Below are 16,332 nucleotides of genomic sequence, written 5' to 3' on the forward strand. Positions count from 1 at the left end.
GAAAAGAATGAATTATGTAACTGATGATACAATGAACGCATATCTGCGTACGGTACAGCCCTTATTTGACGGCGTTCTGGGGGAAATCCAGAGAGAAGCCATGGCTGCGGATGTACCGATCGTTCCTCCAGAAGTAGCCCGCTTCATCAGCGTGCTTCTGACCATGCAGAAACCCAAACATATTCTGGAGATCGGCACAGCAGTTGCCTTCTCTGCAGGTATGATGTGTCAGTTCCTGCCGGAAGACGGTACAGTAACCACTATTGACCGTTTTGAAGTCATGCTGAAAGATGCCCGCGTAAATATCAAACGCATGGGTCTGGAAGATAAGATCAAAATTCTGGAAGGGGACGCAGCAAATATTCTGCCTACGCTGGAAGGCCCCTACGATGTGATTTTCATGGATGCGGCAAAAGGTCAGTATCAGGCGTTCCTGCCCCATTGTCTGCGCCTGCTGCGTGTAGGCGGTCTGCTGATCGTAGATGATGTGCTGCAGGGCGGCACCATTGCTCAGACACGCTTCAGCGTACCCCGCAGACAGAGAACCATCCATAAAAGATTGAGAAACTTCCTGTGGGATATTTCCCACCACGAAGCACTGGAAACTTCCATTGTACCCATTGGCGATGGTGTTGCCCTGTGCTATAAAAAGAAAGAAGTTGAATTCAAAGAGTTTGAAGAAGGAGAAGACGATGGAGAAGAATAAAAGACTGGAACTGCTGGCACCGGCAGGGGATTTGGAAAAACTGAAAATCGCTGTTTTGTACGGTGCTGACGCAGTATATATTGGTGGTGAGGCTTATGGCCTCAGAGCAAAAGCCAAAAATTTTGATATCGATACGATGGCAGAGGGTGTAAAATTTGCCCACGAACATGGTGTAAAAGTATATGTGACAGCCAATATCTTTGCTCACAATATGGATTTTGAAGGTATGGCAGAATACTTCAAGGCAGTAGAATCCATTGGTGTAGATGCGCTGATCATTTCTGATCTGGGTGTTTTCTCCGTGGCAAAAGAAGCTGTTCCCAACATGGAAATTCATGTTTCCACACAGGCGAACAACACAAACTACAAATCTGCACAGATGTGGTATAAACTGGGGGCACAGCGCGTGGTTGTTGCCCGCGAACTGTCCATGCAGGAAATCAGAGAAGTGCGTGATAACATTCCCGAAGATATGGAAATCGAAGCTTTCGTTCATGGCGCGATGTGCATTTCCTACTCTGGCAGATGCCTGCTGAGCAACTATATGACAGGCAGAGATTCCAATAAAGGGGAATGTGCCCACCCCTGCAGATGGAAATACTATCTGGTGGAAGAAAACAGACCCGGAGAATATATGCCTATCGAAGAAAACGAAAGAGGCACATACATTTATAACTCCAAAGATCTGTGTATGATCGAGCATCTGCCTGACATCGAAGCAGCGGGGATCTACAGCCTGAAGATCGAAGGCCGTATCAAAACACCTTTCTATGTAGGTACCGTTGTAAAAGCTTACAGACAGGCCATCGATGACTATCATAAGGATCCTGAATTGTATAAAGAAAGAATCCCTTATTATCTGGCAGAGGTTTCCAAAGCCAGCCACAGAGAATATACAACAGCTTTCTATTACGGCAAACCCGATGGCAATCAGCAGGTTTATACAAACAATTCCTATATCCGTGAATATGATTTTATCGGCATGGTACAGGAAGACTGGGATGCGGAAAGCGGTTATGCTCTGATCGAACAGAGAAATAAATTCTCCGTTGGCGAAGAAATTGAAGTGATGCCTGCCAAAGGGGATTCCTATTCCATGGTAGTCACAGAGCTGATCAATATGAATGGGGAACCCGTGGAATCTGCGCCTCATCCTCAGGAAATGCTGAAAATGAAATTTGACAAACCTGTCCACAAATATGATATGCTCCGTAAAATTCCTGCTGATTTAAAATAAATTCGATGTTTTTCAGAAAGCAGGACGATTCTCTAAATGCGTATTTTCAGAAAGAATGGTATAAATTATGGAATTAACACAATGTATCAACTATTTACTGACAACTTCACAGCATACAGTTTTCCAGTATTTGAGCGGAAAACTTTCTGAATATGATCTGACACCATCCCAGTATGGCGTATTGAGCTGTCTGTGGCAGAAGGAATTTTCCACACCCAAACAGATTTCTGAAATTCTCTGTCTGGAAACTTCTACAATTTCCGGCGTATTGGACAGAATGCAAAAAAAAGGATTGATCGACCGCGTGATCAACAAGGAAGACAGACGAGAAGTGCGGGTTTTGCCTACGGAAAAAGGAAAAGCGCTGCAGGAACCAATTACAAAGATCATTGATGATGTGAATGAAGAAGTATTGAAATGTTTTACAGAAGAGGAAGTAGCTGCACTGAAAAATGCATTACGCATCATTGCGGACGGCAGTCATTTTAAATAAGAGACAGAATAGGATTCGGTATTTACCGAGTCCTTTTTGTTTTCAGAAAGGAAAAAAGGTATGTAGCAGGGCATTGCCCTGTTTAAACTTCCAAAGCCGTATTTAGTTTCTTTAGGGCTTTCTTTTCGATGCGGGAAACATAAGAGCGGGATATTCCTAGTTTTTCTGCGATTTCCTGCTGGGTCAGCACATCCTGATTCCATAGGCCATATCGCAGGATCACGACAGTACGCTCTCGATCCGTCAGGCTATTCTGTACCGCCTGCAGCATTTTTTCAGATTGCAGAGAAAACTCCAGCTGATCAGCGAAGTCCGGCGTTTCACTGTTGATCACATCCAGCATCACGATCTCATTCCCATCCCGATCTGTACCGATCGGTTCGTGAAGAGAAATATCATTCTGAAATTTTTTAGAAAATCGCAAAGACATCAAAATTTCATTTTCGATACATCGGGAAGCATACGTTGCCAGACGTATGCTTTTTTCGTTGTCATAGGAGAGAATCGCCTTGATCAGTCCAACGATCCCAATGGAGATCAACTCTTCCTGATCCCGCTGCAGATTGATATATTTTTTGGAAATATGAGCAACCAGACGCAGATTATGCAAAATCAATTCGTGTTTTGCGAAAATCTTTTCTTCCTCTGTTCCGTTTTTGAACTTCAACAGATAGTACTGTTCTTCTTCTTTTGAAAAAGGTTTTGGGAAAGAACCGGAAGAAGAAAAGCCACACAGAATAGGGATACAAAAAGGCAGAAACATGGCCGGGTACCTCCGTCGTTCAGGGATATTTCATTTTATGAGGATAGGTTACTGTCTGTGCATGTCTGAATCCATTTCATTTTGTCCTTTTTTCTTAGGACATGACGAAAAAATGGAAAACTTGCGGCGAGAAGAAAAGAAATGCAGGTATATCCTAAGGTATGATGAAAAAAAGGAGGAATTTACATGGAACTTCAATTTAAAAGAAAAAACAAAACAATGATTATATTGATCTCCGGCGAGGTCGACCATCACACTGCAATAGAATTACGCCGCCAGACAGAAAGTGCCCTTGCACAGATGGGCGGACGCAATATCATCTTCGGCTTTGAAGAAGTCACTTTTATGGATAGTTCCGGCATCGGGATGATGATCGGCAGATATAAACAATTACAGGCTTTGGGCGGACGAATTGCCATTGCCTGTGCCAATGAAAAAATCGCAGAGATCATTCGCTTATCCGGTTTGACCAAATTGCTCCCTGTCTTCGATACCATCGAAGAAGCCCTGCAGTACACAGAAGGGAGGGAAACAGATGCAGTATGAAAATGAAGCCCGCGTATTTTTTAGTGCCAGATCGGAAAATGAATTTTTTGCCCGATTGTTTACTGCCGGTATATTGACGCAGTTGGATCCGACGATTGCAGAAATGACAGATATCAAAACAGCAGTATCCGAGGCTGTCACCAATGCGATCATTCATGGCTACGAAAAGCAGGATGGTCAGGTGGAACTTTTCTGCGGGTATGCGGAAAACAAAGTCTATATCGAAGTGGCAGATAAAGGGAAGGGGATCGCTGATATTTCCCAGGCAAGGGAGCCGCTTTATACATCTAAGCCGGAAATGGAACGATCCGGTATGGGCTTTACGATCATGGAAACCTTTATGGATCATGTTCGAATTGAAAGCACAGTAGGGGAAGGCACCCGCATCTTTATGGAAAAAACTCTGGCGAAGGAGTGAGGATATGGAATCTGTCTATAGCCTCATAGAACGGGCACAACAGGGAGATCAAAGGGCGATAGAACAAATACTGCAGGAGAACAGCGGTTTGATCTGGAGCGTTGTCAGAAGGTTTCACGGCAGAGGGGAACAGGAGGATCTCTATCAGATCGGTGCCATCGGCCTACTAAAATGTATTGAACATTTTAACTTTTCTTATGATGTGAAATTTTCCACCTATGCTGTCCCCATGATCATGGGGGAGATCAGACGATTTTTGCGAGATGATGGTACAGTAAAGGTAAGCAGGAGTCTGAAAGAGTTGGCCTACCGAGCAAAACGGATGCAGGAAAATATACTGAAAACAGAAAACAGAGAACCATCCATAGAAGGACTGGCAGAAAAACTTTCCGTTGAAAAAGAAGAACTGATCCTCGCCCTGGAATCAGCAAAAGAAGTGGAAAGTCTGTATGCGGCAAAAGGAAATGAAGAAGGTTCCTTTCAATTGATCGATCAACTGGCTGATTCTTCAGAAAACGAAAGAATGCTGGATCGTATTTCTTTAAAAGAAGCATTGGAGCATTTGAATATAAAGGAACGTCAGATCATTATGATGCGGTATTTTCAGGACAAGACCCAGACAGATGTAGCGAAATACATCGGCATTTCACAGGTACAGGTTTCACGGATTGAAAAACGTGTCTTACAGCAAATGAAAGAATCCATGAAATAAAAAAAGACAGGAAAAAGTTCCTGCCTTTTACAGTTTTCTTTATAGTTTTCTACCACACTTGGGGCAATAAGCATACTCCGGTGTTAAAAGGAATCCACAGTCCGGACAGTTGTTCGTTCTGCTGTTATCCATACCGACGATCGTCAGATCCTCTTCCCGCAGCTGTACGCTTTCACCATTTTCAATCGCTTTTCCCAATTCCCGGTCAATGGAAAACACGGCATTACAGCAATTGGAAACAGCATAATACTGTTTGCTCCATTTGAAAAGCGGAATGAAAAAGAAACTGAAATAAGTATAGATCATGAAAACTGAAATACTGCTGTAACGACCACACTTTTTACAGATCATGGTCTGTCTGAAAAAATCAAAGGTTTTTTTGCCCTGAGAAATACCACCAATAAAAATCATACAGATACACTTCCTTTACAAAGAGAAAGAGGATGATCGACTCCTTCTCAACGATCCTGTTTTATAAAAGAATTCATTTTACAAGTTCTGGTTAACATGATAAAATAAACTAAAATCAATTGCAACTATTTTTAGAGGAGGGAATTATATGAAAGTATCTCGTCTGGTGGTAAGCGCAGTTTCTCTGGCTGTGTCCGCAGCTCTGCTGACTCTGAGCATCATTGATCTGATTCGCAATGATGAGTATTGATTTAATAAATCAATGCCTTATGTGCGATTTTGCATAAAAACAACTAAATCGGAAAAACTGTTCGTAAAGAAAAGCCGAAGCACTGGCGTGGGAAATAGCTAAAAATGACAATATTTCTCTCGCCAGTCTTTCTTTTTTGCTCTATTTATAAAAATACTATTTTTTTCTATTTTGCTGTTGTAAAAATAGTTTTTTGTGTTATACTGATGGTGATAGGACGATTTCGGTACAGGCAAGCAGAAAACGTCCCACACAAAGGAAAACGATTTATTTGAGGAGGAATTTATTATGGCTAAAGTAGGTATTAATGGTTTTGGTAGAATCGGTCGTCTGTTTTTCCGCGCAGCTCTGGAACGCGGTGATGTAGAAGTAGTGGCAGTAAACGATCCTTTCATCGATGTAGAGTACATGATTTACATGCTGAAATATGACTCTGCTCACGGTCGTTTCAACGGTCAGCTGGAAGAAAAAGATGGTAAACTGATCGCTAACGGTCACGAAGTAACAGTATTCAACTACATGGATCCCAAAGAAATCCCTTGGAAATCCGCTGGTGTTGACTACGTTCTGGAATCCACAGGTCTGTTCACAACAATGGATAAAGCAGCTCAGCACTTCGAAGGCGGCGCTAAAAAAGTTGTTATCTCCGCTCCCTCCGCAGATGCTCCCATGTTCGTAATGGGTGTTAACAACGAAACATATACAAAAGACATGAGAATCGTTTCCAACGCTTCTTGTACAACAAACTGTCTGGCACCTCTGGCAAAAGTAATCAACGACAACTTCGGTATCGTTGAAGGTCTGATGACAACAGTACACTCCATCACAGCAACACAGAAAACAGTAGACGGTCCTTCCAGAAAAGACTGGAGAGGCGGCCGTGCAGCTGCAACAAACATCATCCCTTCCAGCACAGGTGCTGCTAAAGCAGTAGGTAAAGTTATCCCTGCACTGGCTGGTAAACTGACAGGTATGTCCTTCCGTGTTCCTACAGTAGACGTATCCGTAGTTGACCTGACATGCCGTCTGGAAAAACCCGCAACATACGAAGAAATCAAAGAAGCAATCAAAAAAGCAGTTGCTGGCGATATGAACGGTATCATGGACTACACAGAAGACGACGTAGTATCCACAGACTTCCTGTCCGACGCACACACATCCATCTTTGACGCAAAAGCTGGTATCGCTCTGAACGACAACTTCGTAAAACTGGTTTGCTGGTACGATAACGAATGGGGTTACTCCAACAAAGTTCTGGATCTGATCAAACACATGATCAAAGTTGACGAAGCTTAATTCGATCGATCATTTAGAAAATAAGAAAATCCTTACAAAAGATAATTAATCATACAGATACAAAAGATAAATTACAAATGATAAAAAGCCCTGTGTATATACACAGGGCTTAAATTTATGTCTGAAACATCTTGAAAAATAGGACAAAAATTGTCCCACATTTTTGGTGAACTTTTCCGAAGGGACATTATTCGTCCCACAAAAATAGCAAGTTTGTCTAAATTCATACTCCGCAAACGAAAGCGTTCCTGTATAGACTTCTGAAAAAACAGAATTTATAGAAAATGTAAGTTTTTTTTCGGTCAGTGTGATAAAATATAGTAAAAGCAACCAATTATTTTATCTTTTTTTATATGGGAGAGGGGAAGAATTCCAATGGCAATTAAAGTTGGTATCAACGGTTTTGGTCGTATCGGTAGAGTTGTTTTCAGAGTTCTGATGCAGCGTAAAGATCAGTTTGAACTTTGTGGCATCAATCTGAGAAATGCGGAACTGGATTATATGGTATATCAGTTGAAATATGACTCTATTTTTGGTCGTTTCACAGGTGATATCGAAATCGGTGAAAACTGCATCATCGTAGATGGTCAGAAAATCCATGTTTTCAGCGAAAGCGATGCTTCTCTGATCAATTGGGATGAATGTGGTGCAGAATATATCGTTGAATCTACAGGCGCATTCAACACAATGGAAAAAGCAGCTCTGCACAAGATCGGCGGCGCCAAAAAAGTTGTTCTGACAGCACCTTCCAAAGATGAAATCATGCCTACTTTCGTAATGGGCGTTAACCATGAAACATATACAAAAGATATGGATATCGTTTCCAACGCATCCTGTACAACAAACTGTCTGGCACCTCTGGTTAAAATCGTTCATGAAAACTTCGGTATTGAACAGGGTCTGATGAGCACAATTCACTCCGCTACAGCAAAACAGAAAGCGGTAGACGCCCGTGCAGGCCGCGACTGGAGAACAGGTCGTTCCGTATTCAACAACATTATCCCTTCCACAACAGGTGCTGCAAAGGCTGTAGGCCGTGTAATGCCCGAACTGAAAGGCAAAATGACAGGTATGTCCTTCCGTGTTCCTACAAATGACGTATCTGTAGTTGACCTGACAGCAAGACTGAAAAAACCTGCTACATACAAAGAAATCTGTGAAAAAATCAAAGAAGCTTCCGAAACATACATGAAGGGTATCGTAAGCTACATTGATGATGAAGTGGTATCTTCCGACCTGCTGGGTGATTCCCATACATGTATCTTCGATGAAACAGCAGGTATCATCCTGGATGATAACTTCGTAAAACTGATTGCATGGTACGACAATGAATGGGGTTACTCCAACAAAGTAGTAGACCTGATCGCTCACATGTACGAAGTAGACAACAAATAATTTTAAGATCATGCCTGAAAAGAGCCCATAAATGATGGGCTCTTTTTTATATTAAAAAAGTCCTGAATAAGATTATTCAGGACTTTATGTATTGAAATAAATCAGGATTCATCGACCATGCGATAACCAACGCCAACCTCCGTAAAAATATATTCGGGAGAAGCAGGATTTTTTTCCAGTTTTCTGCGGATATTCGCCATGTTTACGCGAAGGATCTGATTATCCTTTACGGCATAAGGCCCCCAGAGTTCTGTAATGATGAAATCGTATGTCAGTACACGGCCGGCGCTTTTTGCCAGAAGAGAAACAATTTTAAATTCGATCTGCGTCAGATGTACGTCTTTTCCATCTACGGAAACCAGACGCTTGTCAAAATCGATCACCAATCCTTTTGTTCTGAAAATATCACTGACTGCCGGACTGCTGATATTTTTCATGCTATGTCTCAGCGCTGTGCGGATACGAGCCAGCAATTCGGATGTACCAAAGGGTTTTGCAATATAATCATCTGCACCCAAATCCAGTGCTTCAACTTTGTCAGACTCCTCACCACGGGCAGATACAACAATAACCGGTGTCGCAGACCATTCTCTGATTTTTTTCAGAATTTCAATCCCATCCATATCGGGCAGACCAAGATCCAGCAGGATCAGGTCAGGGCAGTGGGAAGGGATCATGGAAAGGGATTCGCTGGCACTTTTTGCCACAAGAGGAGCATATGCATTTGCTTTCAATGTTGTCGCAATAAAATTACTGATCGCATCTTCATCTTCAATAATCATAATTTTTATTTTATTGAGCATGTTCAGATTCTCCTTTCATTGGCAGAACAAATGTGAAGCTTGCACCACCACTTATGTTATTTTCAGCGTAAATCTTGCCATCGTGAGCAAGAATAATGGATTTACAGATAGAAAGGCCGATTCCCAGACCTCTGGAAGAATCCGAAGATCCTTTATTTGTTTTCCCGTCAAAAATATCCGGAATACGAGAAGGATCGATCCCTTTTCCTTTATCAGCGATCGTAAAAACAGCGCCGCTTCTTTTATTGGATACTCTTAAAGAAATGGGAAGACTGCTGCCGGAATGACGGATGGAATTTTCCATCAGATTGATCAATACCTGTTCGATCAACGTTGCATCCATTGGTACGATCAGCAGTTCATCAGGAACTGTAACATCGATCCTGCTGTTGGGGAAACGTTTACGAATACGCATGACCGCTTCCGATACAACTTCTTCTACGATTTCGTCTTGTTTTTTCAGTGTTGTTGTACCGCCCGTGATACGTGTAACAGACAGAAGATTTTCTACCATATGAATGAGCCATTCCGCGTCCTGCTGAATATCCGTCAGCATTTTTTTACTGGTATCTTCTCCAATCATCGCACCATTCTCCAACAGGGTGCTGGCAGAACCAATGATCCCTGTCAGAGGAGTTCTTAAATCATGGGAAACAGCACGAAGCAGATTACTGCGCATTTTTTCCTTTTCTGTTTCCAACAGGATTGCCTGCGCCTGTTCTGTCATCTGCTGTTTTTGCAGAGCCAGAATCGTCTGAGAAATCATTACATCAATAAAACTATATGTATCTTCCAGAATAAATTTCGTATCATCAAACAAAAAGCCTACCACACCATATTTGATATCCTGGGTTCCAATGGGGAAATAGGTTCCCTTGCAGTTATGAATACTGTGATCTGCATCTGCGCCGGTAGGTTTTCCGCTTTCATAAGCAGAAAGGGCAACCTGCTGTTCCAGAATACTTTTAAATATGTTTTCATCTGCATCACTGGATGTTTTAAATTTTTCAATATCAGGATGCATAGGAGAGCCTAGATAAACCACAACGCTGCATTGATTTGTTTTATAGAAATATTCGGCAGCCATTTCTGCAATGGTATCATAATCACCGGCCGTCAGGATCGCCTGACTCATATCTGTCAGTGTTTCCGCACGTTTTTTGCCCTCGGCAGATAAAATAGCCGCAGTCTTTACCTTCGCTGTCAGGAAGCTGGCCAAAACAGACATCAGCAGCATGATCGTAAATGTAACAGGATAACCTGCAATACTGAAGTTCAGAGCAAAGTAGGGGAATGTAAAGAAAAAGTTTACCCCGATTACCCCGCCGATAGAAGCCAGAACGCCCCAGATATAACTACCTGTTGTAACAGAAATAATGGCAACCGCCAGCATATATACGCCAAAAATGTTATCATTCATTACCGCAGCGCCGTTCAGAGCCAGTGCACAGCCCGTGGCCACCAGATAAACAGCCAGCGTTTTCACAAAATCCAGAAATAACCTCTTTAAATCGAAGTTATTGATATTTTTTAAAATCTTTTTTTTCATGTTCTTCTCCAAGTCAAAACAAAGTAATTCATTTAAATTATACACTATCTTTACACAAAAAGGAATTAAGAAGTTGGAAAGGATTCTATTTTCTGCGGATATGTGTTGAAAAGAATAGAAAAAGACAATATTCCGCATTGCAAAGTACATTTTGCTTTGTTATAATGAAAAAATATATAGACTATTTTAGAAAAAGGAGTATCACGCAAATGAAAAAACCTTTCGTAACATTAGAACAGGCAAAGAAAATCATCGAACAGTATCCCACACCTTTTCACATTTATGATGAAAAGGGCATTCGTGAAAACGCAAGAAAAGTAAACGAAGCTTTTTCCTGGAACAAAGGCTTCAGAGAATATTTTGCTGTAAAAGCAACTCCCACCCCCGGCATCCTGCAGGTTCTGAAAGAAGAGGGCTGCGGTACAGACTGCTCTTCCCTGACAGAACTGATGATGGCAGAAGCAATCGGCTGCAAAGGCCATGATGTCATGTTTTCTTCCAACGTGACACCTGCAGAGGATTTTGTAAAAGCTGCAGAACTGGGCGCAATCATTAACTTCGATGATATCACACATATTCCTTTCTTTGAAAAACTGGCTTCTATTCCGGAAACAGTATGCTGCCGTTTCAATCCCGGCGGTGTATTTCAAGTAAGTAACGATATCATGGATCATCCCGGTGATTCCAAATATGGTATGACAAAAACACAGTTGAAAGAATCATTTAAAATGCTGAAAGAAAAAGGTGCAAAACATTTCGGCATCCATTCTTTCCTTGCAAGCAGCACAAAATCCAACGATTATTATCCCATGCTGGCTAAAATCCTGTTTGAGCTGGCAGTAGAACTGAAAAACGAACTGGATATTCATATCGCATTCATCAACCTTTCCGGCGGCGTAGGTATTCCTTACGAACCCCATGAAAAACCCTGTGATATCATGGTGATCGGTGAAGGCGTAAGAAAAGTCTACGAAGAAGTTCTGGTTCCTGCAGGCATGGATGATGTAGCAATCTATACAGAAATGGGTCGTTTTATGCTGGCTCCTTACGGTGCGCTTATTTCTGAAGCGATCCACGAAAAACACATCTACAAAGAATATATCGGGCTGGATGCCTGTGCGGCAAACCTGATGCGTCCTGCGATGTATGGTTCTTATCACCATATCACTGTTCTGGGCAAAGAAAATGCCGTATGCGATCATAAATATGATATTACAGGTGGTCTGTGCGAAAACAACGATAAATTCGCCATCGACCGTATGATGCCTGAAATTGAGATCGGTGATATTCTGTATATCCATGATACAGGTGCCCATGGTTTTGCAATGGGTTACAACTACAATGGTAAATTGCGTTCCGCAGAACTGCTGCTGCAGGAAGATGGAAACGTAAAAATGATCCGCAGAGCGGAAACACCTGCAGACTATTTTGCAACCTTTGATTTTACAGGTCTGTTAAATAAATAAGTATTTTGAAAGCAGTTGGATGAATCCAGCTGCTTTTTCTTTTTTAAAAACCGGATTGCCGGTTTCCTTAGGATTGACAGGCATCGACAACATCCGTTATACTGATAGGACAGATGAAAAGTTTATTTTATAAGGAGGTTTTATTATGGAAAGAGCAAGACAATTTGTTTCTGCTATCCTGGCCGGCATGTTGATCGCTACAGGTGGCACCGTTTTTCTGTCTCAATCCAATCCTGTTGTTGGCAGTTTCCTGTTTGCCATTGGTCTGTATACGATCCTGGCATTTCAGCTGAATCTGTACACAGGGAAAATTGGCTATTTACCGCTGCAAAAACCAGTCTACCTCATTGAACTGGCAATCACTTGGTTGGGGAACCTTGTGGGTACAGCTCTGGTAGCATTGATGGTAAGAAACACCCGTCTCTATGCTGGCTATGCAGAGAGGGTAGCCGGTATGGCAGATGTAAAACTGGCAGATAGTTTTCTCAGTATTTTTCTGCTGGCAATTTTCTGCGGTATGCTGATGTTCATTGCATCAGATTGCTACCGTAATCTGCAGGGTTCTACACTGCGCTGTGTTGGTGTTTTTGTTCCTGTAATGGTCTTCATTCTCAGTGGATTTGAACACGTTATCGCCAATATGTATTATTTCAGCCTTGCCGGTGCATGGAGTGGTCATTGCCTTATGTCTGTGATCGTAAATACCTTAGGCAACAGCGTTGGCGGCATGCTGATTCCTTTGTACTTGAAAATTTTCAAACTAAGAGTATAATTTTGTGGGAGGAAAACCTCCCACTTTTTCATTTTAACAGGTGATTTATGGAACATTTAAGAGAGATTACAGAACCACTCTTGCAGTGGTTTCAATTAAATAAAAGAGATTTGCCCTGGCGCAGAACAAAAGACCCTTATCCTATCTGGGTTTCTGAAATCATGCTGCAACAGACCAGAGTAGAGGCCGTAAAGCCTTATTACGAACGCTTTCTGCAGACTTTGCCAACCGTAAAAGATCTGGCAGAAGCGGATGAGGAAACGATCTTGAAGCTTTGGGAAGGCCTTGGATATTACAGCCGTGTTCGTAATATGCAGAAAGCAGCAATACAGGTGATGGAAGAACATAACGGTCAATTTCCGGCGGATCATAAAATGTTATTAAGCCTGAAAGGAATCGGCCCTTATACAGCCGGAGCCGTGGGATCCATCGCTTTTAATTTACCTGTGCCTGCTGTAGACGGAAATGTTCTCCGTGTTATGAGCCGTATTACGGCCGATGCATCTGATATTTCCCTGCAGTCCACAAAAAAAGACTGGGAAGAGAGAATCACGGATATAATGCCTGCGAAATCCCCCGGAGATTTTAATCAGGCATTGATGGAGCTTGGGGCAACCGTATGCCTGCCAAACGGCGCGCCAAAATGCGAAATCTGTCCTGTCAGAAAATACTGTGAAGCCTATCGTAAAGGTGCAACACAAACGTACCCCGTAAAGGCAGAGAAAAAAGCAAGAACAATAGAACACCTGAATGTATTCTTCTGTACGGACAGGCAAAAGATCGCTATTCATAAACGCGGGCAGAAAGGACTTCTTTCCGGTCTCTGGGAATTACCCAATACAGATCGGGAAATTGCACTTCCCGCCGCTTTGCAGGAATTGGGGATCCTGCAGGCAGAAATCATCCCTATGAAAAATCGCAAACATATCTTTACGCATATCGAGTGGCATATGGATTGCTATTTTGTCAAAGTATCAGAAAAAAAAGAATCTGAGCTGCTTTGGCTTTCCATAGAGGATGCAGAAACATCCTATGCACTACCATCTGCTTTTAAAAAAACATGGCAGGAAGGACTGGAAATAATCAAATAATCCCCTCAATTCGTCACTGTGTACAAAAACATAAGAAAGAATTACAGGAAATCCTATCTTTACTTGATTGTATTCAATTGGGTTTTCGGGTATAATAGTTAAGTCATAGAAAAAAGATATGAAATAAAATATGGAGAAGGAAAGATGACAAAGGTTAGAGCTGCAAAACAAGAAGATAAAAAAGAATTTTACAGATTATGGAAAGCATGTTTTGGCGACAGTGATGCCTTTTGTGATTGGTTTTTTGAAAACCGCTTTTCTCCGGAAGATTCTGTTGTACTGGAAGCAGAAGGAGAGATTCCCAGCTGCATGCAGGCATTCCCGTATACGATCCTGATTCGCGGAAAAGAAATTCCCGGTGCAATGCTTTGCGGTGTTTCTACCCATCCCAATCATCGAAAGAAAGGATATATGGGCAAAATCTTTTCCTATGAAATGAATTATCTGCGGGAGAGGGGATATCTGGCAGCGGTGCATACCCCTGCAGTTCTGCCCAGTTATTTTTCTTTTGGTCACTTTCCTGTCGCGGATGCGGCATATCTGAAATGCAATGTGATTCCGTCACTGAAAAAAGATGCCCACATCGATATAATCAAAGAAAACAGATGGAAAGATCTGTATCCACTCTATTGCTGTTTCGCAGAAAAATACAGTGGGATTGTAAAGAGAACCGAAGCTGATTTTCTGCGTAAGGCAGCGGATTATGCTGCGGACGGCGGCAAGACCATTGCATATATTGATGATGAGACGATAAAAGCCTATGCTTTCTATTATCAGACAGCGGAAGAAATGATCTGCGTAGAAGTTGTTGCAGAAGATGGATATTGGGAAAAACTGATGGAATGCTTATTTTCTCAGGGAAGAGGGTTAAAATTCTCTGCCAAACTGCCTCCTGATATTGAAATTTCCTATCCCTTTGCAACATTGGAAAAATTGCAGAAAGGTGTAATGGGGATGTGCAATGCAGCGGCTTTATTGAAAAAACTGCATCTTTCTATCCCTTATGGATTTAAACTGAAGGATCCTGTTATTGCGGAGCATAATACCATATTCGATTTCAAAGGTGAACAATATACCGGCGAACCTGTATTCGAAATCTCTGCAGGGCATCTTCTGCAGGTATTGGTAGGATATCACAGTTTACAGGAACTCAGAAATGAAATGATAATTTATGATGAGGCAAAATTCAATGAGATCAATCATTGCTTGCCAAAACAAAACTGTTATATTATAGATGAATATTAAAATGGAGGCAAAAGTTATGCCAAATTGTTGTGCATGTAAAATAGAAACGAAAATAGATCGTTCAGAATTGGTTTTCAAACCAATCACACTGAACGTAAAACCACTGATCGATTCCTATACAAAACCCTGGATGCTGGAATGTTCCGATCTTTCTTTTACCAACCTCTATATTTGGGGCGCAGATGGTAAAATGGAATATGCGGAAAAAAACCATGTGTTATATATCAAGTTAAACTTCAAAGGTGTACCCGTCTTTTTATGGGCACCCATCCCTATGCATGGGGTAGAAGTAGATTATCGCCAGGCCATCTATGATGGGATCGCATATATGAAAAACATTGGTGTAGAACCAACATTCCGTTCTGTTTGGACACCTTTCCGAGATAAAATGCTGGAAGCCTGTCCCGAACTGTTTTCCATTCCTACGGACATCGCATGGGACTACGTTTATGCGAGAGAAAGTCTTGCGACACTGAAAGGCAAAAAACTCCACGGGAAAAGAAACCATATTAACAAGTTTCTTTCCAAATATCCCGATTACGAATACAGAAAACTGGATCCTTCCATGGCAGATGACTGTATTGCTCTTTACGATCAGTGGATGACAGAAAAAGATGAGGAAACAACAGAATCTCTGCAGAATGAAAAACTCTCTGTGGAACTGGCACTGCATAACATGGAAACACTGGGGCTGACAGGCGGTACCATTTATATTGACGGAAAACTCTGTGCCTTTACCGTAGGGGAGCGCCTGCATCCACACATGCAGCTGATCCACATTGAAAAAGCCGATACCAATTATGAAGGCATTTTCCCCATGATCAACCAGCAGTATGTATTGCACGAATGTGAAGATGTAGAACTGATCAACAGAGAAGAAGATATGGGGATCGAAGGGATGCGAAAAGCAAAACGTTCCTATAATCCCTTGAAAATGATTGAAAAACACCTGATTTCTATCAGAGATCTGACAGATGCAAAAGGAATATGGGGCGACGACAGCGAATAAGAATAGCAGGCAGATGCCTGCTTTTTCTGTATAAAGAAATGTATACACAAAATTCCTAGTTTTTTTATCATATTTGTATTGACAAATAGCTTTCTCTAATTTATAATCATTATCAGATAACAATAGTTTATCACTTAAAAATATAGAAAAGAAGAGAGTTAAATCTAAGG

General features: G+C 41.7%; 17 protein-coding genes. 13 read left to right on the forward strand and 4 right to left on the reverse strand.

Features of this window, described 5'->3' with window-relative positions; translation table 11 throughout:
* Nucleotides 1-7 precede the first annotated feature (7 nt).
* The 3 genes from ACJMLT_RS08740 (at nt 8) to ACJMLT_RS08750 (ending at nt 2,436) form a co-directional block, all read left to right on the forward strand.
* Complete coding sequence (locus ACJMLT_RS08740) at nt 8-706, forward strand: O-methyltransferase (protein ID WP_405729564.1); 699 nt, start codon at nt 8-10, stop codon at nt 704-706.
* A complete protein-coding gene (locus ACJMLT_RS08745) occupies nt 693-1,943 on the forward strand; it encodes a peptidase U32 family protein (RefSeq protein WP_405729567.1) in 1,251 nt (416 codons plus the stop codon). The genes ACJMLT_RS08740 and ACJMLT_RS08745 overlap by 14 nt, the downstream gene beginning before the upstream one ends.
* Before the next feature lie 67 nt (nt 1,944-2,010).
* Entirely contained in the window at nt 2,011-2,436 is a 426-nt protein-coding gene (locus ACJMLT_RS08750; protein WP_405729570.1) for a MarR family winged helix-turn-helix transcriptional regulator, read from the forward strand.
* Between the two features lie 82 nt (nt 2,437-2,518).
* On the opposite strand, the gene sigK is transcribed toward ACJMLT_RS08750, so the two are convergent.
* A complete protein-coding gene (sigK, locus tag ACJMLT_RS08755) occupies nt 2,519-3,199 on the reverse strand; it encodes an RNA polymerase sporulation sigma factor SigK (RefSeq protein WP_405729573.1) in 681 nt (226 codons plus the stop codon).
* A 186-nt stretch (nt 3,200-3,385) separates the two neighbouring features.
* On the opposite strand from sigK, the gene ACJMLT_RS08760 reads away from it, so the two are divergent.
* Genes ACJMLT_RS08760 through ACJMLT_RS08770 form a run of 3 tightly spaced genes read left to right on the forward strand, consistent with a single transcriptional unit; the run spans nt 3,386 to nt 4,875 of the window.
* Entirely contained in the window at nt 3,386-3,745 is a 360-nt protein-coding gene (locus tag ACJMLT_RS08760; protein ID WP_405729576.1) for an STAS domain-containing protein, read from the forward strand.
* Nucleotides 3,735-4,163: an anti-sigma F factor gene (gene spoIIAB / locus ACJMLT_RS08765; RefSeq protein WP_405729579.1), complete on the forward strand. Its 429-nt coding sequence runs from the start codon at nt 3,735-3,737 to the stop codon at nt 4,161-4,163. Before ACJMLT_RS08760 ends, spoIIAB begins: the two co-directional genes overlap by 11 nt.
* Nucleotides 4,164-4,167: 4 nt before the next feature.
* Entirely contained in the window at nt 4,168-4,875 is a 708-nt protein-coding gene (locus tag ACJMLT_RS08770; RefSeq protein ID WP_405729582.1) for a SigF/SigG family RNA polymerase sporulation sigma factor, read from the forward strand.
* A gap of 39 nt (nt 4,876-4,914) precedes the next feature.
* Here the strand turns inward: ACJMLT_RS08770 and ACJMLT_RS08775 are convergent, their stop codons facing one another.
* A complete protein-coding gene (locus ACJMLT_RS08775) occupies nt 4,915-5,286 on the reverse strand; it encodes a zinc ribbon domain-containing protein (RefSeq protein ID WP_405729585.1) in 372 nt (123 codons plus the stop codon).
* Between the two features lie 535 nt (nt 5,287-5,821).
* Here ACJMLT_RS08775 and gap (ACJMLT_RS08780) point away from each other — a divergent pair.
* Nucleotides 5,822-6,832, forward strand: a complete 1,011-nt coding sequence (gene gap, locus ACJMLT_RS08780) for a type I glyceraldehyde-3-phosphate dehydrogenase (protein WP_405729612.1) — start codon at nt 5,822-5,824, stop codon at nt 6,830-6,832.
* A 375-nt stretch (nt 6,833-7,207) separates the two neighbouring features.
* A complete protein-coding gene (gene gap, locus ACJMLT_RS08785; protein WP_405729588.1) occupies nt 7,208-8,227 on the forward strand; it encodes a type I glyceraldehyde-3-phosphate dehydrogenase in 1,020 nt (339 codons plus the stop codon).
* A gap of 101 nt (nt 8,228-8,328) precedes the next feature.
* On the opposite strand, the gene ACJMLT_RS08790 is transcribed toward gap (ACJMLT_RS08785), so the two are convergent.
* Nucleotides 8,329-9,030, reverse strand: a complete 702-nt coding sequence (locus ACJMLT_RS08790) for a response regulator (protein ID WP_405729591.1) — start codon at nt 9,028-9,030, stop codon at nt 8,329-8,331.
* On the reverse strand, nt 9,020-10,579 hold the full coding sequence (locus tag ACJMLT_RS08795) for a sensor histidine kinase (protein ID WP_405729594.1): 1,560 nt from the start codon (nt 10,577-10,579) through the stop codon (nt 9,020-9,022). Before ACJMLT_RS08795 ends, ACJMLT_RS08790 begins: the two co-directional genes overlap by 11 nt.
* 209 nt (nt 10,580-10,788) lie before the next feature.
* Here ACJMLT_RS08795 and ACJMLT_RS08800 point away from each other — a divergent pair, with 209 nt between their 5' ends.
* The 5 genes from ACJMLT_RS08800 to ACJMLT_RS08820 all read left to right on the forward strand — a co-directional run bounded on the left by ACJMLT_RS08800 (nt 10,789) and on the right by ACJMLT_RS08820 (nt 16,162).
* Nucleotides 10,789-12,045 carry a diaminopimelate decarboxylase gene (locus ACJMLT_RS08800; protein WP_405729597.1) on the forward strand — a complete coding sequence of 419 codons (1,257 nt, stop codon included), beginning with the start codon at nt 10,789-10,791 and terminating at the stop codon, nt 12,043-12,045.
* Nucleotides 12,046-12,190: 145 nt separating this feature from the next.
* The gene (locus ACJMLT_RS08805) at nt 12,191-12,817 is read left to right on the forward strand and encodes a formate/nitrite transporter family protein (RefSeq protein WP_405729600.1); all 627 of its coding nucleotides are present in this window, start codon (nt 12,191-12,193) and stop codon (nt 12,815-12,817) included.
* 47 nt (nt 12,818-12,864) lie between these two features.
* Nucleotides 12,865-13,908 carry an A/G-specific adenine glycosylase gene (mutY, locus tag ACJMLT_RS08810; RefSeq protein ID WP_405729603.1) on the forward strand — a complete coding sequence of 348 codons (1,044 nt, stop codon included), beginning with the start codon at nt 12,865-12,867 and terminating at the stop codon, nt 13,906-13,908.
* Between the two features lie 144 nt (nt 13,909-14,052).
* Entirely contained in the window at nt 14,053-15,153 is a 1,101-nt protein-coding gene (locus ACJMLT_RS08815; RefSeq protein WP_405729606.1) for a GNAT family N-acetyltransferase, read from the forward strand.
* 16 nt (nt 15,154-15,169) lie between these two features.
* Entirely contained in the window at nt 15,170-16,162 is a 993-nt protein-coding gene (locus ACJMLT_RS08820) for a DUF2156 domain-containing protein (protein ID WP_405729609.1), read from the forward strand.
* The last annotated feature ends 170 nt before the right edge of the window (nt 16,163-16,332 follow it).

The sequence above is a fragment of the Anaerotignum sp. genome, from assembly GCF_045122575.1.
In the GTDB taxonomy this organism is placed as follows: Bacteria; Bacillota; Clostridia; order Lachnospirales; family Anaerotignaceae; genus Anaerotignum_A.